Below are 26,524 nucleotides of genomic sequence, written 5' to 3' on the forward strand. Positions count from 1 at the left end.
TGATGGCTCCATAAGAAGAACGCAGTGAAAATTAGATCTGTGTCGTAGTCATCCGATTCAGACAACTGTACAGGTTTTCCTGGTAGATCCTAGGCATTATCAGAGCTGAGAATTGAGGTTGCTCTGGCTAGAGCCTTACGAACTTGATCAAATCCTGTGCCGCCAATGCTGTTGCGGGCGGCGACGACCTGTTGAGGTGCGATCGCATCCCAAATATCATCGCTGAACTGCGGATGAAGCTCTTGCCACTCAACAAGCGTTAGGTCTTTGAGAAGCTTGCCATCAGCCAGACAAACTTTAACCACCTGACCGACTATATTGTAAGCCTCTCGAAAGGGAACGCCCTTGGCGGCTAAATAATCCGCAACATCGGTGGCGTTAGAGAAGTCTTCGGTCACTGCCGTATTCAGCCGAGCGGTGCGGAACTCTAAGCCCTCTGACATCAGAATGTTCATTGCCTCTAGACAGGCTTTGACCGTATTCACGCCGTCAAAAATTGCTTCTTTGTCTTCTTGCAGATCTTTGTTGTAGGCCAGCGGTAGCCCTTTCATCAGCACCAGTAAGCCCTGGAGATGGCCGAAGACGCGCCCGGTTTTGCCCCGTACTAGCTCCGGTACGTCGGGGTTCTTTTTCTGAGGCATGATGCTGGAGCCGGTGGCGCAGCTATCTTTGAGGGTGATGAACTTAAATTCTTCAGAGGCCCAGAAAATCACTTCTTCGGCAAGACGGCTCAGGTGAACCATGATTAGGCTGGCGGCGCAGAGAAATTCAATGGCAAAATCACGATCGCTGACGCCATCTAGGCTATTGGCGTATAAACCTCCAAATCCAAGCTGGTCGGCGGTGAACTGACGGTCGATGGGGAAGGGGGTCCCTGCTAACGCCCCCAAACCGAGGGGGGAAACGTTAACGCGATCGCAAATCTCACTTAACCGCTGCTGATCTCGCTGGGCCATCTCAAAATAGGCCAATAGGTGATGGGCTAAGCTCAGGGGCTGGGCGCGCTGCAGATGGGTATAGCCGGGGATCATTGTCTCGACATGCTTTGACGCTAATTCAACGAGCGTTGTTTGCCACTGGTGCAGCAGTCCCTGAATTTGTTGAATCTGATCTCGCAGGTAGAGCCGAATGTCGGTACCCACCTGATCGTTTCGCGATCTAGCTGTATGTAGTTTCTTACCTGTGTCGCCGATCAGTTCTGTCAGCCGTCGCTCCACCGCAAAGTGGACGTCTTCGGCATCGACACCGGGCTGGAAATTGCCCTGGCGGTAGTCCTGACGAATCTGCTCCAGACCTGTGGTGATCTGCTCAGCTTCGGTTTCAGAAATGATTCCTGTCTGGGCTAGCATCTGAGCATGGGCTTGAGAACCCGTGATGTCGTACTCGATCAGGGCAATATCAAAGCTGATGCTGGCGTTGAAAGTTGCGATCGCAGGGTGCAATGCTCCTTCAAAACGCTGACTCCAGGGTTGGGGGTTGGAAGTAGAAGCAGCCAAGGTGAACGTTCCGTCGATAGTGTGGAAAATAAAAAGCAACTGCAATCTAGAAGCCCTCTCCCTCCGAAGTCAAAATTAGGAGACGACGTCATGGTGATGGTGATTCGCAACTAGATCTATGCCGTTAAGAAGTTTAAATCCCTGCGGCTTCGAGTCGGCGCGTGGATTTTAGTAAGACGTAATGCTGCGGAAAATATAGCCGATGACGAAGCCAATCAGTAAGGCCCAAACTTGCCCCGACTGAATGAAATTATCCCAGGCCCCTTGAACCGTGCTTCCTAAATCATCGCTGTAAGTTTGGGCGAGCGGTGTTAGGTGGGGCGTTATCTGCGCGATTGCATCATGGATTAGGTGCGTTTCCGTAAGCCAGTTCTGAATCAGTGTCACAGCCATGCTTGCCGTTTCCATAGGATGAATTGTTTTACCGATCAAACCACGATGTTAGGTTCATTGTCTCTGGCTTTAGACTTTCTACAAGCGCTAGCCCTTGAGACCGCTGCCCACCTCAGAGGGAACAATATAGCGCTGCATAATCAAGAAAAATAGCAAAATGGGCGCAATTGAAATCACGGAACCGGCAGCCGTCAGTCGCCAGTCAATGGAGTCAAAGCTCGCCAGTCGAGCGACTCCCAACGGCAGCGTGTAGGACTGCACCTCATCTAGCACCAGCAACGGCCAGAGAAACTCACTCCAGGAGCCAATGAAGACAAAAATCGCCAGCGTGACCAGCGCCGGTCTCACCGACGGTAGCATCACATGCCACCAGATGCCTAACTCTGTGCAGCCATCAATGCGGGCGGCTTCTTCAAGTTCTTTGGGTACACCCTGAAAGGCTTGTCGAAGCAGAAAAATACCGAAGGCAGAGGCAATAGTAGGGAAAATAACGCCGAGGTAAGTGTTAGTCAGGCCCAGCTTTACTGTTAATACGTAAAGCGGAATCATCACAATCTGAAACGGAATCATGATGGTGGAAACCACTGCGGTAAAAATCCAGTCTTTGCCTGCGAAGTCAAGTCTAGCGAGCGGATAGGCTGCAAGGGAACAAAACAGCAGATTGAGGGTGACCGTTAGGGTCGCAATCCAAAAGCTATTAAGGAAATAACGTCCGAAGGGCTGGGGACTATCGATATCAAATAATGCCTGCATACAGCTATCCCAGTCTGGGGTCGAGCTATTGCAGAGAACGCGTACAAAATTTTCCCAGGTTGGCTGTCTTGGACTTAAATCTAGGAAGAATTGAACGATATTCTCAGTTTGTGGAAATATGCTCTCGCTGGCAGGCTTAAAGGCCGTTAGGGTTAGCCAAAGTAAAGGAATTAGCATGATAGTTGCGATCGCAACTAAGACCAAATATGTCCCAATTGTGTTAGCTGAGCGAGAGAATCGGTGTGTTTTGAGAGCCATAACACCCACAATAAACGAGCAAAGACCACCCGAACCTTGCCATTTAAACTTAAAAGTGACAAGACTAGATGGTCTTAGAGAGTTGAAGATTTTTTTGTCAATCAGTCAGATCAGCATTACAGAGGCTTAGCCAATTGACGCTGATCTCTTCCGGCTATTCGTCGTCCTCAGAAATTTGCTTGAGGTGAATATGCTTACGACCCAAGGAGACTTCAAACTCATCTCCGGGCTTCAAATCCATGCGCTCCGTGTAGGTTGAACCGATGAGCAAGTTACCATTGGCCTGCACACTGATGCGGTAGCTGGCACTCCGGCCTCCGCGACCGTTTCCGTTGGATGATTTACTGTCTAGCTCAACTCCCTCCGCGTCTAATAGAGCGTTCATGAACTTCATCATGCTCACTCGCTCAGCGCCATCTTTCGTAACCGTGAAGTAGCCGCACTTTTTCGCTTTAGCTTCGGCACTTAGATTATTGAGATCTTTAACTTTATTGAGTAAATCTGAACCGGTTAAGGGTTCACTCTTCGTAGCCATGGTCATTATCCTACTAGCAGTATCACGCAATATATTCTATTGAACTCTAACATTAGTCCTCTTAAATTCTAATGTGTCTCTCTAGAGAATTAGAGTTCAACTAATATCTATTCTACTCAAGCTGCCAACCTTAGCACAATAGGGTATTCGCTAAAAATCAACTATTTCTCTTTCTTGTTCGTCATTTTTTGGATGGCGGAGATAACAGAAGATTGACTGATCAATATGTCCTCTTTTTCTTGCTGCCTCCTGTTGAATGCCTAAGATTATCTTGCTAACAGTCTTAAATTGCTAATGTCTATCTTAAATGGATTTACTTTTTCCAAAGAATAGCGTTTTTGAACCCAGGCTAGAATTCGAGCTAAGCTAGCAACCAGATTTTCTAGAGCAGACCCTATGACTTCAACAGCCCCTCGTTTTTTCCTGTGCTGCGCAACCGTTTGGTTGACGATTGCTTCCTCTGTTTTTGCGGCTGACTTTAGAAATGCCCAGGCTAATCGCCCTGACGTTCGCCAAGATAATCGCATCTGCGCGGCTGACCTAGAAACCGCCTTAGATCAAATTGCGGCCCGACCCGCGCTACAGCGGGCGCGCATCGGCGTTTCTGTTCAACCCCTCAATTCTTCTAAGCCGCTCTACGCACGAGAAGCACAGCGATTTTTTCTACCCGCCTCTACGACAAAGGTGCTCACGACTGCTGCTGCTTTGACGGCTCTAGGCCCTGATTATCAAATTAAAACGCCTGTTCAGAGCGTTGGCAAGCCGCCCACTCTCGACGCCCTGAAAATTGTCGGTCAAGGTGATCCTAGTTTTTCAGATCAAACGCTGCAGAAGATTGCAAAAACGCTTCATAGCCAAGGTGTTCGACGTATTAAGACCCTTATTGGTGACGATACAGTCTTCAAGGGGCCAGCTGTAGTGCCCAGTTGGGAATGGGAAGACCTCCAGGCCGGATGGGGGTCGCCAGTCAACAGTCTAATGGTCAACGAAAACGCCTACGAGGTGCGTCTGTATCCGCAGGTGCTGGGTGAGCCGCTGAGGCTGGAATGGCAGCTCCATGAGCCGACTGTACCGTGGCGATTGATCAATCGATCGCGAACCGTCTCTGCGTCTGAGCCTGAGTACACCGAAATTGTGCGGCGCTTCAACGAAGGTGTGCTGGAGATTGAAGTCTTGGGGCAGCTCCGGGCTGGGGGAGATTCTGACCGATCTTGGATTGCTGTTGTCGATCCTGGCCCTTATTTTCTGCGACGGCTGCGGGCACAGCTCGAAGGTCAGGGCATTAAGGTCAATAAAACGCAGCTGATTGCTGATCCAGATGTTGAACAGCCTGATACCTCTGATGAGCAAACATTAACTGAGATTCAGTCGCCGCCGCTGTCAGAGCTGATCTATACCATCAATCAAGACAGCAATAATTTGTACGCTGAGGCCGTTTTGAAAACCTTGGGTGTCCAGAAGCCTTCTAATTCCGACACCCTGACCCAGGGACTGCAGACGCTGAAGCAAACGCTGACCAAGCTGAGCATTGATTCGACGACCTACGACATTGCTGACGGTTCAGGGCTATCTCGACACAACCTGGTTAGCCCTGAAGCGCTGGTGCAGACCCTGAAGGCGATGGACCGCTCACCCCATGCAGAAGTATTCAAAAAATCCCTACGCTCCCGAGCGTTGGCGGGCCTGTCGCCGGAGACCGTTTTGGTTAAAACAGGCAGCATGACGGGGGTCTCTAATCTGTCGGGTTATGTTCGCAGTGATACCTTCGCACCCTTGGCGTTCACTATCTTTTTTAATCAGTACAATCAATCTAGGCGCCAACTCACCCCAATTCTTGACGAGATGCTGATGCTGTTGGCCCGCCTCGAACCCTGCTCCTAGCGCCTTAACTTTATGAAGACATCGGCTTTGCAGCGGCCTGCTGCTGAATCTGCCACCTCGGTTCTCAACGTGGACGGAATGAAATGTGCAGGCTGTGTGCAGGCGGTTGAAAATCGTCTACAGCAGCAGCCTGGTGTTTGTTCCAGCGTGGTTAATTTGGTTACCAAGCAGGCCACCGTTGAATATCAGCCGCACCTCGCCCAGCCTGATGGACTGGCGACGGTGCTAACAGAGGCCGGTTTCCCGAGCCAGGTGACAGCGAGTACTGATGAGCGGCGGGACGACGAGAAGCGGCGTCAGGTTTGGGTGCAGCAGCTCCAGCGTTTGGTGACGGCGGTGGTCTTGGTCATTCTGTCGGGTATTGGGCATCTGGGTCACTTCGGCTTGGCGATTCCAGGGTTGACGAGTATGGGGTTCCACTGGGTGCTGGCCACTTTGGCGCTGGCCGGTCCGGGCCGCGAGATTCTCTGGGATGGTTGGCAGGGCTTCCGACGCTGGACGCCGACGATGAATAGTCTGGTGGGCTTGGGGACCGTAACTGCCTATGGCGCAAGCGTCGTGGCGCTGCTGTGGCCGTCTCTGCAGTGGGACTGCTTTTTTGATGCGCCGGTGATGGTGGTGGGCTTGATTTTGCTGGGGCAAACCCTAGAGGCCTACGCCAGAGGACAGGCAACGGCGGCCCTTGAAGCTTTGCTGGCGCTGCGTCCGACCCAGGCCTATCTACTGCCGCAGGCGGATGCGCCGACGGATCAGGCGGTGGAAACCCCTGTGGATCAGGTGGCCGTGGGTGCCTATTTGCGGGTGCTGCCGGGGGATCAGGTTCCGGTGGATGGGGAGCTAGTGGCGGGGCAAACGCTGGTGGATCAGTCGATGCTGACGGGAGAGTCTTTACCGGCTGTGAAGGCTGTGGGAGATGAGTTGGTGGCGGGCACGCTCAACCAGTCAGGAACGATCACGATGGTGGTGACGCGTACGGGTGCCAGTACGACGCTGGCTCAAATTATTAATCTTGTGGAGACGGCGCAAACCCGCAAAGCGCCGGTCCAGCGATTGGCCGATCAGGTGGCGGGCTATTTCACCTACGGGGTAATGGCGATCGCAACTCTAACGCTGCTTTTCTGGGCCACATTAGGCACCCATCTTTGGCCGGATTTAGTCGCCTACCATGCAGTACCGATGATGCATGGAATGGCACACGATGTTGGTTCTAACCACGGACTGCTATTGAGCTTGAAGCTTGCGATCGCAGTTTTAGTTGTTGCCTGTCCCTGTGCCCTCGGTTTAGCCACCCCCACCGCAATTCTGGTGGGCACCAGTCTTGGGGCCGAGCAAGGTCTCTTGATTCGAGGCGGAGACGTACTGGAGCAGGTCCACCGCGTCGATACCGTTGTTTTCGATAAGACCGGGACGCTGACGACAGGTCAGCCCGTTGTCACTGACGATTGGCTATCTGAAGCGGCAACGCTGGGCCGTGAGCGCTTCTGGCAAATTGCGGCGGCAGCAGAAACGGACACCCGACATCCGCTAGCCACTGCGATTTTAGGGCGCTCGCAGTCCCTGCAGATCTCCCCCTTGCAGGCAGAAGAAAGCCAAACGATTCCGGGCTGTGGCCTATCGGCTCGGGTACAGGGTGAGCCAGTCTTGCTGGGCAGTCAGCGCTGGTTGTGTCAGCAGGGTATTGAGGTGCCCCTCTCAGACCGGCAAAGAGCACAGCAGCTATCGGCTCAGGGTAATAGCGTCATTTATTTAGCAGTTTCGGGATGCTTTCAAGGTGCGATCGCAATTAAAGATCCCCTAAAACCTGAGGCAGCAGACACCGTGAAGCAGCTTAAGACAATGGGGCTGCAGGTCCAGATGTTAACGGGTGATCAGCAAGACACTGCCATCGCAGTGGCCCAATCTCTCGATCTTGATGCTGATGCAGTTCAGGCCCAGGTTTTACCGGGAGAGAAAGCAGATGCGATCGCAACCCTCCAGTCTCAAGGCCAGCGCGTCGCAATGGTGGGGGACGGCATCAATGATGCTCCTGCCTTAGCCCAGGCCGATGTAGGCATTGCCCTTAGCTCAGGCACCGATGTGGCCGTAGAAACAGCCGATATTGTCCTGATGCAGAAAGCGGGCCAAGCCTCTCAGCTTTCGGACGTGGTGTCTGCGATTCGCCTTAGCCGCGCCACCTTTCGCAAAATTCAGCAAAATCTCTTTTGGGCCTTTGGCTATAACATCGTTGGTATTCCTCTAGCCGCAGGCTTTTTGCTGCCCACCTTTGGTATTCTGCTTAGCCCTGCAGCCGCCGCCGCGATGATGGCCTTCAGCTCTGTGGGTGTGGTGACCAATTCGTTGCTTTTACGGTGGTCAATGGCTAGCCGAGCGCAGTATCCAAACACATCATCACCACAAACCCCAGCATGATCCCGAGGGTGCCCTCCTGCTCAAAGCCCTTGCGGTGGGTCTCAGGAATAATTTCATCGCTGATCACGAACAGCATTGCTCCAGCCGCAAAGGCCATCCCCCAGGGTAGAAGGGGCTGAGCTAAGCCAATGACGCTGGCTCCCACTGCGCCGCCAATCGGTTCCACTAAACCTGTTAACAAAGCGACCCCGAAGGCATAGAGGGCAGAATACTCAAGCGTCCTGAGCGCAAGAGCCACCACTAAACCCTCTGGCATATTTTGTAGACCGATTCCGGCGGTGAGAGCTAAACCACTGCTGCCTAAGCCACCGGACCCAACGCCCACCCCAACCGCTAGCCCTTCAGGAAAGTTGTGGATCGTAATTGCCATAATAAACAGCCACATCCGCTGCAGATTTTGCTTGACTGGACCCTCTTCACCTTTGAAGAAGTGTTCGTGGGGTAGGTAGCGATTAGCTATCCACAGAAACCCGCCGCCAATCAGAATGCCTGCGCCCATCAGCAGAGCGGCAGTGGCCTTTGAGTAACCCAAATCAATAGCCGCTTCAGTCCCTGGAACGATTAACGAGAATGCAGTAGCCGCTAGCATAATACCGCCGCCGATCCCCAGTAGAACGCCCTGGACTCGTTCAGTGAGGTTGATGGGCAAAAAGACGGGTAAGGCCCCTACGGCTGTTCCGAGACCGGCGATCAGGCTGGCTGTAAATGCGATCGCAACCGTTGTCCCGCCTCCGGCAGCGGCAGACTGATCGAAGATCATCGCAACGGTACTCATAATTCAAATCACAAACATCTCTTTAATCATACTCATAACGATTATGAGTTGCAATATGGTGATGCAGTCGGGCTTTGTTCTTGCGGATCCCTATGGTTTAGACCACTTGTGAGCTTGAAACTCTTTATCTAAAGGAGTTTCGGCAATGTGGTTCGTATAGTTGTGAATCGTTTTAACAGCAATTCCGACGATGACTTCTAGAATCTGCTGTTTTGTATACCCTGCAGCGAGGAAATCACTAATTTCTTGCTCCTGAAGCCAGCCCCGCGCTTCAATCATGCGTTGAGTGAACAGACGTAGCGCCTGCAGCTTTTGATCTGATAGTGGCTGACCGATACGGAGAGCTTCGATATGCTCTGCAGGCATACCGATCATTTTTGCTAAGCCTGAGTGGGCTGCTACGCAGTAACTACAGCCATTTTCGTAATTCGCGGTTAGGTAAATAACCTGCTGCTCAATCGTTGAGAAGCTGCTGGCCTCGAACAAATCCCAAAGTGCCATCCCGCTCTGCAACGCTGTTGGAGACTCGGCCAGAATTCCTTCTAAGTTAGGAATAAATCCAAACGTCTCCTGAGCATGAACCAGGGGCTGCTTAGACGCTTCTGGAGCGGTTTCAATCGTGTGAATGGTAAATTCCATCGTAATTCTCAACTCAATAAGGTAGACAAGCCTGTCTACCCAGAATAGTAGCTAATATATCCTTGCGGAGACAAGTCTGTCTACTATGGAAGATCATGCGTTCTGATTCGAGTGCTGCCCGTCAACAGATTTTGGAGACTGCGTCTGAATTGTTCTATCAAAAGGGCATTCAGTACGTTGGGATCAATGAAGTCATCACGGCTTCTGGTGTTGCTAAAAGAACTCTCTATCGCTGGTTCTCTTCCAAGGACCAGCTGATTGAAGAGGTAATGAAGTATCGGGCGACTCAGTGGCTGGCCTGGTTTGAAGATGCTGTTTCCAACGAAGGCAACACGGCCAAAGAGCGCTTGCTTGCGACCTTTGATGTTCTTCAAGATTGGTATGCTGACCCTAAGTTCCGTGGCTGTCCCTTCATCAACGCTGTCTTGGAGATTGCCGATGCCGACCATCCTGCTCACCTGGTGTCGGTGAAGGTCAGAGAGGCGATTCGAACCTATGTCATGCAGCTAGCATCTGAAGCAGGTATGCAAAACCCTTCCTTCTTTTCACAGCAGTATTTGCTCCTGATTGGGGGAGCGAGCCTAATGGCCACCATCGAAGGTGACCCAAACGGGGCAAGCTTTGCCCGTGATGCTCTAGCGACCCTGATTGATGCTGGCTAAGCTGCTTAGATAAAGATTGGTACAATAAGTCGTACGATGGTGGAAGCGTTATGGAAATTGTTAATGCTAGCGAGGCCCGAGCCAACTTGTTCGGTTTGGTAGAGCAGGTCAACACTGACCATGTGCCACGCGTTATCACCAGTCGTAAAGGAGATGCGGTCCTGCTATCCAAGGCTGACTGGGAGAGTTTGCAAGAGACGCTTTATTTGCAGTCAGTCCCCGGTCTGGTTGATTCTGTTAGAGAGGCGGAGCAGGCTGATGATTGGGTTTCTGAAGCGGAATTTATGAAGGTACTCAATGGCCTGGACGATTGAATTTAGTCGTCGTGCTCTCAAAGATGCGAAAAAGCTCCGAGCTGCTGGATTGTCTGGCAATGCAGTTACGCTACTGGAGGCTCTAAAGCAAAATCCCTATTCGCCGACCTATGAGAAGCTTTCCGGCAATCTAAAAGGCTACTACTCTCGACGCATCAACATCCAGCATCATCTTGTCTACTCGATTGATCAAGAGAATCAGGCGAGCAGAGTTGTCTCGCTTTGGTCTCATTACGAGTAGAGGGGTATTGAAGGCTATACAGCAGCGCTATGCAACAAGCTGATCGGCCTGTTCTTCTTTCGCTTGCTGCTGCTTGAGGGCTGATTCTGCCTGTACATATTCAGCAAGCTGCTCTTCAATCTGGGATCGCACCAACTGCCGATACTCTAAGAAGTGCTCACCCAGGGCGCAGATTGTCAGATAGAGCTGCCAATTTTTGGGCTTCAGCCGCATCATGTTGAATAGATAGGGCCAGAACTTCCAGCGGGTTTTACGCAGGACGCCCTGTCGCCAGCAGATGGTAGCAATGGCTTTGATTGTCACTAGGTCGGGCTTGCGTGAGGCCGTCTTATGTCCTGGCTCGCCCAAGATTTTGAACTGACGGTAGACGCGGTCGAGATATTTTTCTGGATCGTAAAGTTCCCAGAAGGCGCGCACGTACTCATCGGCAATCGTTTCAACCGGGCGAGTGGGAATGAAGTTCATCAGCTTCGTCTGGTTGCCGGTGCCCTCGTCATCGATCAGCCGGTTCTCTTTGGCGAGCCGCAGGGATAGGGCCGTGTTGGGGAGCGCCTGCAGCATACTGAACATCGCCAGACTAATAGAGGTCTCTTCAACAAACTGAATGATGCGATCGCCTGCTCCGGTTTTCTCGCCATCAAAGCCAATAATGAAGCCTGCCGTCACCCGCAACCCTCGGCTCATGATCGTGTGCACTGATTCTGAGAGCGGATCGCGATTGTTTTGAAACTTCTGCGTCAGAGCCAAGCTGCTGGCGTCAGGGGTCTCAATACCTAAGAAGACAGCATTAAAGTTACATTCCACCATCAGGTCAATGAAGTCAGTATCCTGGGCGAGATCCACTGAGGCTTCTGTGTTGAGGGTGAACGGATAGTTGTATTCAATCATCCATTCTTTGAGGGCGTTGAGCATCAACCGCACGTTGCGCTTGTTGCCAATAAAGTTGTCGTCCACCAGGAAGATACTGCGTCGCCAGCCCAGGTCGTAGAGGCACTGCAGTTCGGCGATTAGCTGCTCCGGCGTTTTCGTGCGCGGCTTGCGGCCGTAGAGCACAATAATGTCGCAGAACTCACACTGAAACGGGCATCCGCGTGAGAACTGCACCGACATATTGTCGTAGGCGTCCATCTCCAGCAGGTCGAAGCGGGGGACGGGCGTGGTGGTCACGTCGGGTTTGACGTCTTCTGAGCGGATAATCCCGCTGGTTTCGCCCCGTTCGAGGGCTTCGACGAACAGCGGCAGCGTGATTTCGCCTTCGTCTAAGACTAGGAAATCTGCGCCAGTGGCCTCGGCTAATTTAGGGAGAGATGTGGCGTGGGGACCGCCAACGGCCACGATCTTTCCGCGCCGTTTCGCTTCTTTTATTTGGGCGGCAAAATCTTCTTGCTGCACAATCATGGCCGAGAGGATCACCAGCTCAGACCAATTCCATTCTTCTTCGGTGACCTCACGGACGTTGCGGTCCACCAGCTTGAATTCCCACTCTTGGGGCAGGATGGCCGCGACGGTGACTAGACCCAAGGGCGGCAGGAGTGCTTTGCGACCCACCAAGTTCAGGGCCTGGTCAAAGGACCAAAAACTTTGAGGGAATTCGGGGTAAACGAGTAAAACACGCATGGCACGCCTATCTTAAGAAGTGTTGAGCTTGTCACCCAACACTACCCCATATTCGCAAGATTGGTCTATTTTTATAGATCAAATCTTCAAGGTGTGCTGTCGTTTTGAATATCAAAGCCAACGTCAAGCGATTGCAGAATCTCGGTCATGCAGGTGGATGCAGCCGTTTGTTCTGCTGTCGATTGAACGATAAGCTGCATGTTTTGATTCAGTTGTTTTAAGGCTTGGCTGAGCTGTTCTAGGGCTGCTCTGGTTTGTGTTGCGGGTTGAGTGGTTGCGATCGCAACTTGTACCCCTTCTGCCAGAGCCGTGACCACAAGATTAGTTTTTTTCTGCATCGGCTGGACAATTTGCTCCACCGCCGTTCCGATTTTGGCCGTATGGTTGGCTAGCTGGCGCAGATCGTTCGCCACCGTCGTAAACTCTGCCCCACGGGTTCCCATGCGGGAGACCTCAATACTGGCATTCAGGGCAATAACATTCGTGCGAGAGACCAGTTGATTCACCAGCTTCATGACCTTCGACATTTGCTGAGCGCTTTCCCCTAAGCGTTTAGCTGTGCGGGCACCCTCAGCAACGGCTGCCTGAATCTGTGTCAAATCAGCCACCGTTTCCTGCACGGATGCTGTGCTTGAAATCGCCATCGTTAGCGACTGCTCTGCAAGATGATAGGCCTCTTGGGTTGCCGCTGTTGCATCGTGAATCGATTGAGTGCAGGTTTGGAGCGTGAGTAGAATGACACTTAAGGCTTCTGTCTGGTTGCCGTGACTGGGCTGCACAACAGACAGATCTGGGAGGGGCTGAGGGAGCTCAGAGAGGCGGGCGACTAGGCCCTGTTTTAGATCGAGAGTCTCATGCCAGTAATGGGGGTCGTGCGCTTGAACCTGCTGTCGAAACTGCAGCAGCCGGTCGATGCTTTCCGCTGTTTCGCCTGCTGCCTGCGGCTCCTGATCTCCAGCGATCAGGCAAGCAATCACGGGCATCCCCTGGGCAACTGCGTAGTCATACTCAAAATGAACATCGCTTTTGTCCATCTCAGGCTCAAGGTCACCATAGCGATGACCCAAGATCAAAACGTATACGTCGGACTGATCAATCCACTGCTCAATGATCGGCCGTGGGAAAAGCTGCTCCCCCGGGATTTGGAACTGACCGGCACCCGCTGGTTGATGGCCGCAGCTAAGAATTGCTGCAATCGCTGCGCTGTGTTCGGCTTTCAAATCTACGAAGGTAGAAGAGATGAAGACCTGAAGCCCTTTAGAGAAGGAATTAAGCATTGTCGGCAGTACAGCAGTGTCGAACCCCCTAGACCAAAGTGTCTAGAGGCATGATGAGATAGTCAAGAGCAAAGGAGGCAAAACCCAGCAAACTCACTCTCAATAGTCTGATAGGGCGTTCTTTATAGCCCGGATCTCATAAATACTGTTCCCCGCGCACAGATGCACCCCTCAATCGATGCACCCTTCAATAATAGTGCGATTGTTTATTAATCGCCGACTTAAAATTGCAGATAGGTCTATCGTTTATTTGCTTAGAGGGGTAAATGATGCTTGTATTGTGCTGGCAACTTGTGTCTGAAACGCTCAGCTTTCGGACTGACCAAAAACCTGGGGCTTGAGTGCGCAGATTAAGTCGTGACGGGTCAGAATACCGATCAAAGCCTGTGTCTGATCAAGCACGGGCAAACGATTTACCTTTTTATCGCGCATGATCTGAGCGGCGTCAACCAGTGAGGTTTCAGGGGTTGTAGTGACGGGTTTAGCGGTCATTACGTCCTGAACTAGCATGCCCAATGACTTCTTAATCTGCTCGTGGAAATGTGAGGGTGATTCAAAGTAGATGATGCTGCCTAAAAATGTGAAGTGTAGGGGTGGCTGTAGCGGAGATTCACGGATCAGAAGATCGGCCTCAGTCACCACGCCAACGACATAGTTTTGATCGTCAACGACGGGCAGTCCACTAATCCGATGCTTTTCAAGGAGCTGGATTACTGTTTCGATCAAATCCAATGGTTTGACCGCAATCGGATCTGTCGTCATACACTCTTGAACAGTGGGAGAAGAATTGCTCATGGGTTCTTAATCGATGGGTAGACGATAGGGTTAACCCCAGTCAGGTCTCAACCCTTTTGCTTGATGGAGGTAGACGTGATGGACTTTGAGGGCAGGGTCGAGGGTGTTGAACTGGATCAGACAGCGAATGCACTTGGGTAAACCTTGCTTGACATACATTTGCTGGACGTCTAGCAAAGGAATATTTTCCCAGCCAGGACGGTGGCGAGCAGTGGCGGCGGGAAAAATCTGTCTCAGATCGTGCGTGACTGAAAAGATGACGCTCACAACATCTGGCAAATACAAAACATCGTGATTCCTGGCTTCGATGATGTCGAGCAATTCGTAAGTAGCCTCTTGAATTGCGATCGCAGAATCATCGGTTGCTGTGGTTGCTCCACGTATCGCTCGCACCGTCACTGCACGTCCTCCTTAGCTCAATCATGCCTCACAATACAGGCAAATTGGTTCCGTATTAGCTAATGTTGACATCAAGATGCAGGTCTAGGGGCGATAAAGCCACAGCGGCAGACCACTGGTTGAGACCTCAAACTCTAGCCAATTGATCGCCTGATCGGTCAAGGGCAGCCGGAACTGATTGCTCTGGTTACTAGACCGCAGCCGATTCAAGAGTGACTTGGGTGCTTCAATGTTGAATGTCTTGGTCTTCTCTGGGTCAAGACCTGCTAGCTCAGCGGTCCAGCGTCTGGCATCCTCTTCAGTGCCAAGGCGATCGACGAGACCGAGATCGACGGCCTGTTGACCGGTAAACACGCGACCATCGGCAAAGGTTCTGACGGCGTCTGGCTCTAGATTGCGGCCTTCAGCAACTGTATGTACAAACTGGCTGTAGCTGCTGTCAATCATGTCCTGCAGAATTTGCTGTTCCTGCTCTGTGATTTCGCGGTCGAAGGCCAGAATGTCTTTGTAGGGTCCAGACTTCACGACTTTGAAGGAGACCCCCACTTTATCTAATAAGCCCTCTAAATTGTTACCCCGCAGGATTACGCCAATGCTGCCGGTGATCGTGCCGGGATTCGCCATAATGTGATGGGCACCGACGCCAATGTAGACGCCGCCAGAGGCAGAGATATTGCCAAAACTAGCAACAATTTTAGTTTTTTCACCCAGACGCTTGAGGGCGCTGTAGATTTCTTGAGAGTCGCCGACGGTGCCGCCAGGGCTGTCGATGCGCAACAACAGGGCCGGAAATTTTTTTTCTTCTACGGTTTTGATCGCTTCCAGGACTTGATCACGGGTTTTACCTGCGATCGCACCTTTGATTTCGATCCGGGCAATTTGTTTGCGAGCAGGCTTAAAGGGCCAAATCATGGGCAGTCGATGTTTACTCCGTCAATAACTGTAGCGTTCTATTCTATCTTGAGGCTTTCTGCCGATAGCGGTAGGCTCTTGGCCCTCAACCTTCTGGCTAGAATAGCGGGCTGATTGTGATCTCAGAGCCGCACCCTCTATAATTTATAACGAATGTTACAAAATATTGAGCAATCCGCGTTTAGGATTGAGCTGTTCTTGGCCACCAGTACCTTTGTCAGGGCTAAGGTCTGAATCCCCTGTAGCTGGGGCCTTTAAATTAAAAATCCTTCAAAATTTCTCTTCAATGCAGTTAAGTTCTGTCCCACGCCCCTTTGATCGTTTGCTGCTGATTGCACCCTTCTTTTTCTGGGGAACTGCGATGGTTGCTATGAAGGGGGTGATCCCGCATACGACGCCTCTGTTCTTGGCGGGTCTGCGAATTGGTCCGGCGGGATTTCTAGTACTGGCTGTTTCGCTGTTGTTGGGGCGTTCTCAGCCGCAGGGGTGGCGAGCATGGCTGTGGATTGTGCTGTTTGCCCTTGTAGACGTGACTCTGTTTCAAGGGTTTCTGGCTTTTGGTTTGGTGCGCACCAATGCAGGTCTGGGGTCAGTGATGATTGATACTCAGCCCCTAGCGGTGGCGCTGTTGGCCCTGTGGCTCTACGGTGAGCGCATCGGTTTGTGGGGTTGGCTGGGCTTAGCTGTTGGTATTGCTGGCATTAGCTGCATTGGTCTACCAGATGAATGGATTGTGCAGTTGTTTCAGGGACACTGGTTTGACGGCTCTATAAGCTTGAGCAGCCTGCAGTGGAGCCAGATTTTTGATAGTGGTCAAGCCTTGATGCTGGTGGCGGCCCTGTCAATGGCTGTGGGCACGGTGATGATTCGCAAGGTTTGTGAATATTGCGACCCGATTAGCGCAACAGGGTGGCACATGATTCTGGGGGGGCTAACGCTGTTTTTGGGGTCGGGGCTATGGGAGTCGAACCAGTGGACCGATCTTGATTCGGCATCTTGGTGGTTGATGGTCTATGCGGCTGTTTTTGGTAGTGCGGTAGCCTACGGTCTATTTTTCTATTTTGCGTCTACTGGGAGTTTGACGAGCTTGAGCTCTCTGACTTTTTTGACGCCTGTGTTTGCTTTGATTTTTGGTAATTTGGCGTTGTCAGAGGTCCTAAGTCCGATTCAGTTTGGTGGAGTGTGTTTAACGCTGGTGAGTATTTATTTTGTGAATCAGCGAGATCGCCTGCCTGATTGGGAGAGGGTGAAGGGAGTTGCGATCTCACTTCCAGAATCCGTAGCGCGGCTGTGGCTGCGCGATAGTTAGCGATCCTTCCCATATCACGTTGATAGATTGCTGCTCCGCAAGGCGTCAAGACTTAGCAAGACATACGATTAGTTCACGTAAAGATCTCCCTGTAAGATTTGGTCTGCACTTAGATCTAAACTTGGAAAAGTTGCCGACTCAATAAGAGCTGTTCCTGTAAATTCAGCTGCGTCATACCAGCCCTCTTTCAGACTTAAAATGGTGACCTTTGCTTCTGTGGGATCGACGATCCAGTATTCCGCAATATCAAGGACGCTATATTCTGATCGCTTGGCCCGATAGTCGATAGATTGCGTAGACTGGCTTACCACTTCCACCACCAAAACCGGGGGTGGCTCACTCAACGTAATAACGGCTTCACGATTCTGCAGCTTGCGCCATTGAGAGCGCAACATCACCACAACATCAGGTATTCGAACCGTATCCCAGCGACCTGCCCGAGGAGACTGTACTCCAACCACCATCTGTTTAGAAACCCAGTCTTGCTTGTTTTCTGAAATATTAGAGCGAAACTGATTGTTTAAGAAATCTGCGATTTCGCCATGCTGACCCAACCCCAAACTCATCGGCGTGAGTTCTCCATTAACCAGTTCGTAACGGGTATTAGTGCCATCGTCATAATTGAGATAAGCCTCAAGAGTGAGGTGTTCAACAGTGGCAAGAGTCATAGCTGAGTCAGCGGTTAGGATTGCTTCAATTTTAATGGGTGCTAGCGGTCTCTTTCTCAGCTACCCTCTAACCAGCACTCCAGAGGAACTCTGCTCAACATCTGGAGAATTCTTAGGCTCTGGGTTAGACAGTATGATTCCCAGCCCAAATCCTAAACTGGCTATGACACTCACGCTGATCAGTGCGATCACTACCTTAGACTGCATCGAGAGTGAAGCCGTCGGTCCTGTCGTCGGTCGATTGCTTTCTGGAGCTGGTTCAGCGCTATCCCCGACGCTGCGAGGTTCCTCAGTCTTGTAGACCTCACTCAATTGGGATACGAGCCACAAAATTGGATCGGCGGTTCCCTCCGTCTTAATCGCAATATTTTGTCCTGTGGGAACCAGGATGATAAAGGTGCTGAAGCGGCGATAAACTGTGTTAGATGCCATCAAGCGGGTGTTGAGCGATTCCCACTTTTTCTCAATTTCAGCCATTTGATTGGTATCAGCATTGATTTGATCACATTTGGTCAAAATCAAAGAGAAGAAATAACTGATATTTTGCTGATCCGCTAGAGTGGAAATGACTTCTATTTGGTTGATTGTTTCCTCGATTTGCCCCCAGTAATCGGTGTCCCGCACAAGTGCTGCGGCATCCATAAACACACAGCATCCGTGTGAGTTCAGCATGAGAGCTTTGAAGTCTGGGTTGTCTAAGTGACAAATTTCGCCAGGGATATCGGCCCAGCGAAACTCACATAGCGTTAAGTCTCCCTGCAGCTCCCGCGACTTTACCTTAAAGGCAAGATCGGTAATCTTCATGGTTGCCGATGGATACCGGCCAGAACGCTGCATGTACTCCAGCATGTCCCGCAGGATTTGTCGAGATTTTGTATCTGCCGGTTCAAACCACTTTCCTTTGGAATGCATCAGGCGACTTTTATGCAGTTGAGCGTAGCAACCTGCCAGAAAAACGGATTTGCCGACGCCTCGATGACCAATGCTGAGTAAGTTGAAGGTAGGTGGAGTTTTCTTAGGCATAGAGTAGTATTAACGATATTTCGCGTCTCGCAGAGCAAGCCTGCTTGCAGAAATTACGAAGTGCAACTGTGCAAAAGTGAAGGGGTGATAGGAAGCCTTGTCGTGAGCAATAAAAAAGAGCAACTCTTTTATGGAGAATTGGTCAATCTGCCACGATTATTAGAGTCGGCTCATTGCCTCTATCATAAGCTCTTTTTCCAGGCTTGACTCTAAGCAATTTGGGTGAATGAATAAGGCTCTGTCTTTATCATTCATGCCTTGGGACTGTTCCTGCTGCAGATCATATTTACTGTCTAGGAAGCAGTGCCGATTTTAGAAGATCTCCAATCCAGAAGCTTCGATGGGGCAGGATCAGCTTTTATAGCAATACGCGGCTGAGTTAGGACAGCCCTTCTTTGGCGGATATGGTGTTCAGCTATTTTGATGTCCTAATCAATACGCGTACCGCTATATTACTGGGCAGATTGATAGGGATCATACTCAGCCAGCAATCGCTCTAGTTTTGCTTCATCGATCCGCGACAGCATGCGCTTGGATTCGTCTACGTCTCGGATTGTTTTGGCAAGACTGACGGTTGAGCCAATGGAGAATAGAAAGCCCATGCCTAAATACCCTTTGACCCATGGGTTGACGGGTAAATAAAGGATGCCGATTCCCGTGGCGGTGATGGATAAGAAAAAAGAGATCCAGGTTTGGGTAATCCAGGCGTTGGTGTGGGTGGCGTTGACGTTCGTTTTCATGGGTTTAGCTCTATTAGTGGGTATGAGATGTGGGGCTATGGCTAGATACTCGTCAATCAGGTGGTTGATGCAGCTACGGTGGGAGTGGGTTTTGGAATAGGGATATCATGTTGCTCTCCTGAACTGAACTGCAGTATGGCAAGGGTGGTGCTGAAGCGGCGATGAAGTTTGGGTTGCGATCGCAACTCTCCCCCACCCACTCCAACCATCAAGAAGTTTTTAGAAGTGGTCTGAAGTACTCCGAAGTTTCTTAAGATAGATAGGCCGTGATCACACTGCTCAGATGCGCCAGCCCCCTATCGATCCTGCATTCACAGATCATTGGTTCTCTGCTCAGCAGCAGCAGGCAGTTGTGGAGAAACTCCGCAAGCGAGTCGGCCTGACGCGCATTCGAGCGCAGTATTTTGTACAGCTATGGGTTTATCTACTGGTCCAGCAAAAGCGCCAAGAGAATCCAAAGCTTCAGCCACCCCTGTCTCAGCTTGACTGCCCAGTGGGACCCATTTCTTGCACTCATCGAGAAGCGGCCAACCTGTTTTACAGCAACAAAGAGCAGGGAAGCGATCGCGCTGCCGGACTGATTCTCGACAAGCTAGCGGCTCTGGGATTATTAAAGAAAACCTTTGACGGTAACACCACGCAAATTGCCATCCCTGAAATTCCTGAAATGCTGGGTGGCTCTGATAGCAAACCTGTGGTGAAATTGCTGCTTGATGACTTCGACCCTCGATGCGACGCCATTCCGATTGCCAACCTACTGGCGACTAACTATAGCTGGATGAACCAAAGTCTGCAGTCTACGCCCCACCGAATCGCTCAACTTCTGCGCCTATGGGCGGGCCAGTATGGAACGGGAATGCGGGTTTTACGCCGTAGCGACAATCTTAATCCGATGGGGTTTTATCTGCTGTACCCTGTCGCCAGTGAATCTGAAGTGAACTTTTTTGAGGTAGCCCATCGAGGACTGCACCTGAGTTCCTTGAGTGATGCTGATCCGTTTGTGATGGCGACCCCAGGGGATGAAACCTGCGTGGCGGTGTTTATTCGGAGCTGGATGATTGAGCCTGCATACCTTGAGTGCTATCGGGCAGAGTTTGTGGCGGATGCTCAGCAGACCTTACTGAAGATGCAGAAAGATTTCCCCAACCTTTGCGATCTTTATACCTTGATGATTCACCCTAGTTTTGAAGCAATGACGGCAGCATTGGGTTTTCAGAAACTGCAGCAAGCACCATCGTCTATCTATTGGGTCTATTTAGCCCTCGATCGCTTTTTGTCACTTGATGTATCAATGCAACTTGCTCGCGAAGAAGAATGAGGGCGACAATCACATCTCATACTGAGTTTGAGTTGAGAGCTGCAGTTAGCACATCAAGTTTTATTTTTTGTTTTTCCCCGACGATAAGCTTGTCTCGGATGAGTAGGGTTGTTTGGCATCCGTGCCTGCAAACGTTCATCTTTGAGCATGGGAGTGATGTAATGATTTCTCAATGTGTCAGGCTTACGCTTAAGTAACTCTGCTAACTCCCTTAACGTCAGCCATTTCTGCTCACATAATTTGAGAATAGTGGATTCCACCAGAGTCTTACTAATTTTTTTTGTTTCTCTAACAGGTGCTGCAACTTGAAGCAAATCAGCTTGTAGAGAATGACGCAAATGTTCGGAGCTACCTGACGTATGTTCGGAGCTACCTGATGTATGTTCGGAGCTACCTGATGTATGTTCGGAGCTACCTGATGTATGTTCGGAGCTACCTGATGTATGTTCGGAGCTACCTGATGTATGTTCGGAGCTGTATTCTCTCTCTTCAAGAGTCGGCCATCGATATTGCGTACCGCGACCATGGCCTTCTTTTTGTAGCCAGCCTGATCCCACAAATTGTTTGAGTCTGTCTCCAATATCCCTTGGATGTTGCTGGCAGTAGGGCTGAATATCGGCGTTGCGGATTTTGTTGAACCCTCGGGCCAAAAGAAGAATGAGTCGTCCAAGCTCATCGAGTGAGCTGTAAGAACAACCAACGACAGCCTTCAATTCCTGCTTAACGTCTTCAGAAATCATGCTGACTAATGGTAGGCCTACCATCGTTCCTTCTAAGACCAAATCTTCAGAAACAAGGGGCATGAGCCAGGACTGTTCTCGCCATGCTCGCAAGACTTTTGGAAAACCTGAGCCTGCTTTTTCGCTAAGCCCGAGCATCTGAAACATTTTGAGGAGATTAGGATTTCGAGCATCACTCATGCCCCCGCGATAGAGCTGATCACGAGGAATGCGTAGGCGTCCGGGGTTGACGAAAACAAACTGATCAACGCGTTTAATAATAGTAATGGCACGCGTTGTCTGGTGGTCTGCATGAACCAGGGTGTTGACTAAGGCTTCTCTCAAAGCGTCATGAACGTGGGTTTCTTCTTTACGAGTTGCAGTTTCGTCAAGAGCAAAAGGGACTTCGATATCTTCAACTAGTCGAGGATAGATTCGATAGTAGAAGTTGAACAAATTGGGTGCCCACTTACCATCAAGCGTAAGTCGATAGGTCCAACGAACATCTGGATCGTTGGATAACTGTTCTTGATAGTCCAAATGGTAGTTTGGAAGGGCATCAAGCAAGCTCCGTTCTTTTCCAAACATCAGCAGCCCTGCAAGGGTAACACCCTTCAGTTCGCTACTTCGATCTCGACGCCACCCGCCCAAGCTTTCTAAGAATTCACGGTTGTCTTGGGCGAGGAATGGATGTTCAGGAGAGCGAGATACAAATCGATTGCGATAGGCGGTTAGTGACTCGGAATCTAAGTCGTCGAGTGTAAACCCTTCTAAAATTTGTCCGTCCAGTGCATTATCGCCAGCATCGCGAAGCATGAGTTTGACTTCGGCTTCTATGCAGCGATAATCGCCTTCATAATTACGCTTGAAGGTGCCCTTTAGAGGGTTGCCGTTGATATAGACAGGGCGTTGCTGCCGAACAACCCGAGGGATATGGATGCTAACGAGAATTTTGCCTGAAAGCGTGAGTATGGATACATCGGTTTCTCGGCAGACGGGATGGCTGAGCTTCTGAGGGTTGTTGTGGTTATCCCAAAAGGTTTTGAGGATGGAGTGGGGGTTGCGAACCCCTTCAATCGTGAAACCAAGACTTTGCTCTACAACACCCAAAAAGATGGTTCCCCCTTCGGTGTTGGCAAATGCTGACACCGTTTCCCAAGATGATTTTGGGAAGCCACCTGTTGCGGATTTAAATTCAAGCTCTTGATCTTCTCCAAGGTCGAGGATTTCTTGGAGTTCCTCTGGAGTCATAGCAATCGAGTTTTCTAGTGAGTCGTGTCTGCATTATGCCCTGCCCTAAGCGATTGGAGCATCAATGCAGTAGAGGAGATGCAGCCTTCATCCGCCACACCTTGCGTAAAAGCACCCAGCTACAACGATAATTTCGTATCTGCCCCTGGAGATCGATCTATGATGTCACCCACGGCGATTCTGATGACGGCGGTCATTGTTCTTTCTTCCTTTTTGCCTCTTACCGCCCTGAGTTACAATCTTTTCCGACACGATCGCAGCACTCTAGAGATTAATCGCATTCTTGATTTGCTGCAGGTGGATAGCGACTATCGCAACGTTTTTGTAGTAGCAGAATCCCACAAATTTGGTGAACATCTGCAACTGTTCTGGGCTGTTGCCTATGCCACAGTGATCTCCTGTATTGGTCTATCGATGCTACTGCTGGCTCCTCAGCTGGGCTTCACAGAATTTCCGAAAGTAGAAGTACTCCATTTCCCCCAACCCGGTTCTCGATTGATTTTTGGCATGGCCTTTTTAGGAGCCTATGTCTGGGGACTGCACTATATTTTTCAGCGATATTCCCTCAACGATTTGGTCTCTACTGTCTACTACAGCCTGGGTATTCGGATGCTGCTGGCCTCTCTAACCGCGCTGGTCATGTACAACGCCACAGATTCTCTATTAGGGAGCGAAAGTGGTGAAATTATGGCAACGCTATGGCCCGCCCTCGCCTTTTTGATTGGCATGTTTCCACGTTCGGGGCTGCGCTGGCTAATGGAACGAGTGCCCATGCTCTCGTCAGAAGAGCACCCGTCAGTTCGCAGAGCGCCTTTAACGATGATTGAAGGGATTGGTAGTTATGACAGCCTGCGCTTAGAAGAGCTAGGTATCGATACCTGTTATGACTTAGCCACCGCTGATTTTGTCCCGCTGATTCTCAAGACCCCCTACAGTGCTCGACAGCTCGTAGACTGGATTCTGCAAGCCAAGCTGTGTGCTTGCTTTGGTGAAGGCGTCAAGGATCTGCGGACCAATGGTCTACGCACCATTATCGATCTGAAGGCTTTAGAAAACGATGATCTAGAAGAGTTAGCTGCCGAAACATCGTTGACCCGTTCCGCGTTGAGAAATGCCAAAGATGCCGTTAGAGCCGATCTCGAAATCAAGCGTTTACAGCGCATCGGTACGCTTCTCAGTCAATTTACACGTTATGAAGCAGCGGATCAGGACTCAACTGAAGTGGTTCAAGCAGAGCAGCAGCGAGCCGTTCGGGCAGAGCGATCGCTCACTCAGCTACACAGCAAGCTGCAGCAACAAGGGATTGAAGTCGATAGTTTGTAAGGTGTGGCTCACCTACACATTCACTTTGTCCTAGCTTCGCGAATCGCCAGCGCAATGCCTCCCAAAATGGCGAAGGAAGCTATAAAAAGACGCACCGTCAGATCCTCTCCTAGGAAAATGATGCCGCCAATGGCTGCGATCACGGGGACGCTGAGCTGTACGGTGGCGGCAGAGGTGGCTTTCAGGTTCTTTAGAGCGATGTACCAGAGAGTATAGACAACGCCCGAGGCCAGGGTACCGGAGGCGATCGCCCATAGGCCACCTGTTGCGATCGCAGCTAATGAAGCGCTTGGAACCATCGCTATCCCCAAGGCCACCGCAAACGGAGCGGCGTGCAAAAAATTACCCGCCGTCACGCGAATGGGGTCGCTGGCACCTCTACCCCGCAAAGAATAAATTCCCCAGGCCACACCAGAGCCCAACATCAAGCTAGAACTCAGTATTGGTGGCGCTGAGACACCGGGCAACACAAGCCCCACAAGTCCGCCAAATGCGAGTATAAAACCGCAGATCTGACGCTTGCTTAAGCGTTCTCCCTTCCAGAGACCGTAGCCGATCATCGTGGCCTGTACTGCCCCAAACAGTAGTAAAGCCCCTGTGCCTGCCGTTAGCTCGACATATGCAAATGAAAAGGCTGTGGCATAGATGAATAGGGCCACAGCCGATCTCCAACTGCCAGCAGACCTGACTTTCCGGCCACGCCACTGGCTGATCAGCCATAGCACTAAGGCACCGGACAGAATCCGAATTGCGGTGAATGTTCCTGCATCAATGGCTGTTTCTTTGAGTGCTAACCGGCAGAGAATAGAGTTGCCAGCAAACGCGAACATTGCTAGCGAAGTGAGAATCCAGCTGCACGTACTGGCCGTCACAACAAGCCGTCAAGCATGAGACTCAATGCGTCTTTGCTGCGGTTGGTAGCGGCTAAATCCACGGATCATCATCCTCTAAATCTTTTAGGGGAATATCTCCGAGGCCTGAACTCCAGGTGTGTTCTTCGGGATCGGATTGCTCTGTTTTGAGATCTGCTGAGACGAGTTGAGGATCATTGGGGAAAGAGGAGACTTGAGAATCGTCTAAAGATAGATCTTCCCAAGGGTCCGAAGCCTTCTCTGCTGGAGAAGCATCGTCCTGGCTCAGAGAGTCCCAGACAACGTCGTCGTCTTGCAAACTGGTGTCGGGGGGCGATGGCCGGGAGTCTGTGAAAGTCAGATCTTCTAAGCTAAATTCTTCGCCAAGATTGCGAGCTTGCTCTTGAACCCGCGAGAAGAGCGATTGACCGCGCTGCTTTGCCGTTTGCGTCAGATTTTGAGTCTCTTCAGTCAACTGCTGTCCCAAGCTTTGCACCTGCTGAGTGGCTTGCTCAGTTAAGGATTGAACTCTATGGGTGGCTTGGTCGGTCACCTGATAGAGTTGATCGCTAGCCTGGTGAGTGAGGTCAGCAAAGCGAGACTGAATGCGATCGCCTGCCTTGGCTAACTTCTCTTCTAGGCCTGGTTGATAAATTTTAGGTTTGTGGGTAACGGTACCAGAAACAAAGACTCGCTTTTTCCCGAACCGTTGGATGCTGCCGGTGGGGAGTTGATAAACACCGCCTGTTACCCCTCGCCAGCCGTCTGAGCGAAATAAGTATTGGGTGATCACGCCGGATCTGAGGTCAAAAAGACAGTCAATGATTTTGCCGATTTTGTTGCCTTTATCGCTCCAGACCTCTAGGCCAATCAAAGACTCTAACAGTTTGACTTCGCTGGTGTTGGTGCCCACCGCGTTTCCGTTGGCGACAATGCTTTTTGGCCCGAGCTGGTGAATTTGCTTAAGATTGAACGCTAACTTCGGTCCCCCAAGTGGTCCTGTTTTGCAGATAAAACCTAGGACACGGTGGGCAGGTGGATGCATCCATACCACTTCGACGCGGCCCAGCTCATCGGTGGTGGCGCGGTCAATGACCAGAAGATTCAGCAGATCGCGGTGACGGACAAGTTTTGATGCACTCAAGACATTATTCCAGCTATCGCTATGGCACTCCTCAGTGCTTCTTTTCCAACTATAGTTCTTTTGCTGAGAGCCATTATCGTTTTTTGATGGCCTGCGAGGTGTCTTTTTTTAAGCTGCTGTCAGGACTGTATTGGTCTGCAGCCTGCCGTCTTCCATATGGACGATGCGATCGGCGACATCCAAAATGCGGTTGTCGTGGGTGACCATTAAAATCGTGCAGCCCTGCTCTTTCGCAAGTTTCTGCATTAAATTCACAACGTCTCTGCCTGATTTACTATCAAGGGCGGCTGTGGGTTCATCGGCTAAGACAACAGCCGGATGGCTGACGAGGGCACGTGCGATCGCAACCCGCTGCTTCATTCCCCCCGACAAATTCTCAGGATATTTATGAACATGATCCCCTAGCCCCACATGGGTGAGCATTTCCACGGCTCGGGTCTGCATCTCTGCCCAGCTCAGCTTTCCCTGCACCTCTAACCCCATCCGCACATTCTCTAAAGCCGTGAGGCTGCGATGGAGGTTGTGGGCCTGAAAGATATAGCCATTGTTGCGCCTAGCCTGCACAAGTTTCTCTGAGGATGCATTACAGAGTTCTTGGCCCAGAAGTTTAAGACTGCCTGATTGCGGCGATCGCAACCCCCCCACCATTGTCAGAATTGTCGTCTTACCTGAACCTGATGGCCCCGTCATAATCACGATCTCTCCGGCAAAAATCTCTAAACAGATATCGAAGAGCACCTGCTTACGAAGCTGGCCTTCACCAAAGGAATGATCCAGGTGGTTAATGGAGATGACGGGGGCTGAGGAGTGAATGGACATGGA

27 protein-coding genes are annotated in these 26,524 nt (G+C 50.9%); 8 read left to right on the top strand and 19 right to left on the bottom strand.

The features are described from left to right. Positions 1-89 precede the first annotated feature (89 nt). The 4 genes from argH to C1752_RS10275 all read right to left on the bottom strand — a co-directional run bounded on the left by argH (position 90) and on the right by C1752_RS10275 (position 3,441). Complete coding sequence (gene argH / locus C1752_RS10260) at positions 90-1,496, bottom strand: argininosuccinate lyase (protein ID WP_110986139.1); 1,407 nt, start codon at positions 1,494-1,496, stop codon at positions 90-92. A 168-nt stretch (positions 1,497-1,664) separates the two neighbouring features. Further along, positions 1,665-1,889 (bottom strand): hypothetical protein, encoded by a 225-nt coding sequence (locus tag C1752_RS10265; RefSeq protein ID WP_233501502.1) that lies wholly within the window; start codon positions 1,887-1,889, stop codon positions 1,665-1,667. A gap of 87 nt (positions 1,890-1,976) precedes the next feature. Beyond that, positions 1,977-2,900 (bottom strand): carbohydrate ABC transporter permease, encoded by a 924-nt coding sequence (locus C1752_RS10270; RefSeq protein ID WP_110985972.1) that lies wholly within the window; start codon positions 2,898-2,900, stop codon positions 1,977-1,979. Positions 2,901-3,054: 154 nt separating this feature from the next. After that, positions 3,055-3,441, bottom strand: a complete 387-nt coding sequence (locus C1752_RS10275) for an AbrB/MazE/SpoVT family DNA-binding domain-containing protein (RefSeq protein WP_233501504.1) — start codon at positions 3,439-3,441, stop codon at positions 3,055-3,057. 390 nt (positions 3,442-3,831) lie between these two features. Here C1752_RS10275 and dacB point away from each other — a divergent pair, with 390 nt between their 5' ends. Beyond that, positions 3,832-5,316, top strand: a complete 1,485-nt coding sequence (dacB, locus tag C1752_RS10280; RefSeq protein ID WP_110985973.1) for a D-alanyl-D-alanine carboxypeptidase/D-alanyl-D-alanine endopeptidase — start codon at positions 3,832-3,834, stop codon at positions 5,314-5,316. Positions 5,317-5,328: 12 nt separating this feature from the next. Next, positions 5,329-7,725, top strand: coding sequence for a heavy metal translocating P-type ATPase (locus C1752_RS10285; protein ID WP_110985974.1), 2,397 nt, complete (start codon positions 5,329-5,331; stop codon positions 7,723-7,725). On the opposite strand, the gene C1752_RS10290 is transcribed toward C1752_RS10285, so the two are convergent. After that, a complete protein-coding gene (locus C1752_RS10290) occupies positions 7,676-8,485 on the bottom strand; it encodes a ZIP family metal transporter (protein WP_110986142.1) in 810 nt (269 codons plus the stop codon). The genes C1752_RS10285 and C1752_RS10290 overlap by 50 nt on opposite strands. 105 nt (positions 8,486-8,590) lie before the next feature. Next, positions 8,591-9,139, bottom strand: a complete 549-nt coding sequence (locus tag C1752_RS10295; protein WP_110985975.1) for a carboxymuconolactone decarboxylase family protein — start codon at positions 9,137-9,139, stop codon at positions 8,591-8,593. Positions 9,140-9,234: 95 nt separating this feature from the next. Here C1752_RS10295 and C1752_RS10300 point away from each other — a divergent pair, with 95 nt between their 5' ends. Genes C1752_RS10300 through C1752_RS10310 form a run of 3 tightly spaced genes read left to right on the top strand, consistent with a single transcriptional unit; the run spans position 9,235 to position 10,356 of the window. Further along, positions 9,235-9,801, top strand: coding sequence for a TetR/AcrR family transcriptional regulator (locus C1752_RS10300; protein WP_110985976.1), 567 nt, complete (start codon positions 9,235-9,237; stop codon positions 9,799-9,801). A 50-nt stretch (positions 9,802-9,851) separates the two neighbouring features. Beyond that, a complete protein-coding gene (locus tag C1752_RS29700) occupies positions 9,852-10,115 on the top strand; it encodes a type II toxin-antitoxin system Phd/YefM family antitoxin (protein WP_110985977.1) in 264 nt (87 codons plus the stop codon). Next, on the top strand, positions 10,099-10,356 hold the full coding sequence (locus C1752_RS10310) for a Txe/YoeB family addiction module toxin (protein WP_110985978.1): 258 nt from the start codon (positions 10,099-10,101) through the stop codon (positions 10,354-10,356). The genes C1752_RS29700 and C1752_RS10310 overlap by 17 nt, the downstream gene beginning before the upstream one ends. Before the next feature lie 27 nt (positions 10,357-10,383). Here C1752_RS10310 and C1752_RS10315 read toward each other — a convergent pair whose 3' ends face one another. From C1752_RS10315 to sppA, 5 genes are all read right to left on the bottom strand, one after another. Continuing rightward, positions 10,384-11,973, bottom strand: coding sequence for a B12-binding domain-containing radical SAM protein (locus tag C1752_RS10315; protein ID WP_110985979.1), 1,590 nt, complete (start codon positions 11,971-11,973; stop codon positions 10,384-10,386). A gap of 86 nt (positions 11,974-12,059) precedes the next feature. Then, complete coding sequence (locus C1752_RS10320; RefSeq protein WP_110985980.1) at positions 12,060-13,250, bottom strand: DUF4062 domain-containing protein; 1,191 nt, start codon at positions 13,248-13,250, stop codon at positions 12,060-12,062. A 306-nt stretch (positions 13,251-13,556) separates the two neighbouring features. Next, complete coding sequence (locus tag C1752_RS10325) at positions 13,557-14,045, bottom strand: CBS domain-containing protein (protein ID WP_110985981.1); 489 nt, start codon at positions 14,043-14,045, stop codon at positions 13,557-13,559. Positions 14,046-14,075: 30 nt separating this feature from the next. Continuing rightward, the gene (aroH, locus tag C1752_RS10330) at positions 14,076-14,444 is read right to left on the bottom strand and encodes a chorismate mutase (protein ID WP_110985982.1); all 369 of its coding nucleotides are present in this window, start codon (positions 14,442-14,444) and stop codon (positions 14,076-14,078) included. Positions 14,445-14,528: 84 nt separating this feature from the next. Next, the gene (gene sppA / locus C1752_RS10335) at positions 14,529-15,356 is read right to left on the bottom strand and encodes a signal peptide peptidase SppA (RefSeq protein ID WP_110985983.1); all 828 of its coding nucleotides are present in this window, start codon (positions 15,354-15,356) and stop codon (positions 14,529-14,531) included. Positions 15,357-15,642: 286 nt separating this feature from the next. Between sppA and C1752_RS10340 the strand changes: the two genes are divergently transcribed. Next, positions 15,643-16,665: a DMT family transporter gene (locus C1752_RS10340; RefSeq protein ID WP_110985984.1), complete on the top strand. Its 1,023-nt coding sequence runs from the start codon at positions 15,643-15,645 to the stop codon at positions 16,663-16,665. 68 nt (positions 16,666-16,733) lie between these two features. On the opposite strand, the gene C1752_RS10345 is transcribed toward C1752_RS10340, so the two are convergent. The 4 genes from C1752_RS10345 to C1752_RS28390 all read right to left on the bottom strand — a co-directional run bounded on the left by C1752_RS10345 (position 16,734) and on the right by C1752_RS28390 (position 19,305). Continuing rightward, positions 16,734-17,333 (bottom strand): Uma2 family endonuclease, encoded by a 600-nt coding sequence (locus tag C1752_RS10345; RefSeq protein WP_110985985.1) that lies wholly within the window; start codon positions 17,331-17,333, stop codon positions 16,734-16,736. Between the two features lie 60 nt (positions 17,334-17,393). After that, entirely contained in the window at positions 17,394-18,356 is a 963-nt protein-coding gene (locus C1752_RS10350; RefSeq protein ID WP_110985986.1) for a hypothetical protein, read from the bottom strand. A gap of 452 nt (positions 18,357-18,808) precedes the next feature. Further along, complete coding sequence (locus C1752_RS10355) at positions 18,809-19,096, bottom strand: YiaA/YiaB family inner membrane protein (protein WP_110985987.1); 288 nt, start codon at positions 19,094-19,096, stop codon at positions 18,809-18,811. Positions 19,097-19,152: 56 nt separating this feature from the next. Further along, entirely contained in the window at positions 19,153-19,305 is a 153-nt protein-coding gene (locus tag C1752_RS28390) for a hypothetical protein (RefSeq protein ID WP_158535060.1), read from the bottom strand. Positions 19,306-19,379: 74 nt separating this feature from the next. Between C1752_RS28390 and C1752_RS10360 the strand changes: the two genes are divergently transcribed. Continuing rightward, on the top strand, positions 19,380-20,414 hold the full coding sequence (locus C1752_RS10360) for a hypothetical protein (protein WP_110985988.1): 1,035 nt from the start codon (positions 19,380-19,382) through the stop codon (positions 20,412-20,414). Positions 20,415-20,467: 53 nt separating this feature from the next. Here the strand turns inward: C1752_RS10360 and C1752_RS10365 are convergent, their stop codons facing one another. Then, entirely contained in the window at positions 20,468-22,384 is a 1,917-nt protein-coding gene (locus C1752_RS10365; protein ID WP_110985989.1) for an RNA/DNA-binding domain-containing protein, read from the bottom strand. A gap of 159 nt (positions 22,385-22,543) precedes the next feature. Here C1752_RS10365 and C1752_RS10370 point away from each other — a divergent pair, with 159 nt between their 5' ends. Continuing rightward, a complete protein-coding gene (locus C1752_RS10370) occupies positions 22,544-23,707 on the top strand; it encodes a hypothetical protein (RefSeq protein WP_110985990.1) in 1,164 nt (387 codons plus the stop codon). A gap of 20 nt (positions 23,708-23,727) precedes the next feature. Here the strand turns inward: C1752_RS10370 and C1752_RS10375 are convergent, their stop codons facing one another. The 3 genes from C1752_RS10375 to C1752_RS10385 form a co-directional block, all read right to left on the bottom strand. Beyond that, the gene (locus tag C1752_RS10375; RefSeq protein ID WP_110985991.1) at positions 23,728-24,537 is read right to left on the bottom strand and encodes a DMT family transporter; all 810 of its coding nucleotides are present in this window, start codon (positions 24,535-24,537) and stop codon (positions 23,728-23,730) included. Between the two features lie 94 nt (positions 24,538-24,631). After that, positions 24,632-25,702: a PRC-barrel domain-containing protein gene (locus C1752_RS10380; protein WP_110985992.1), complete on the bottom strand. Its 1,071-nt coding sequence runs from the start codon at positions 25,700-25,702 to the stop codon at positions 24,632-24,634. Between the two features lie 108 nt (positions 25,703-25,810). Further along, a complete protein-coding gene (locus tag C1752_RS10385) occupies positions 25,811-26,521 on the bottom strand; it encodes a DevA family ABC transporter ATP-binding protein (RefSeq protein WP_110985993.1) in 711 nt (236 codons plus the stop codon). Positions 26,522-26,524: the final 3 nt, after the last annotated feature.

This window comes from Acaryochloris thomasi RCC1774 (genome assembly GCF_003231495.1).
In the GTDB taxonomy this organism is placed as follows: domain Bacteria; phylum Cyanobacteriota; class Cyanobacteriia; order Thermosynechococcales; family Thermosynechococcaceae; genus RCC1774.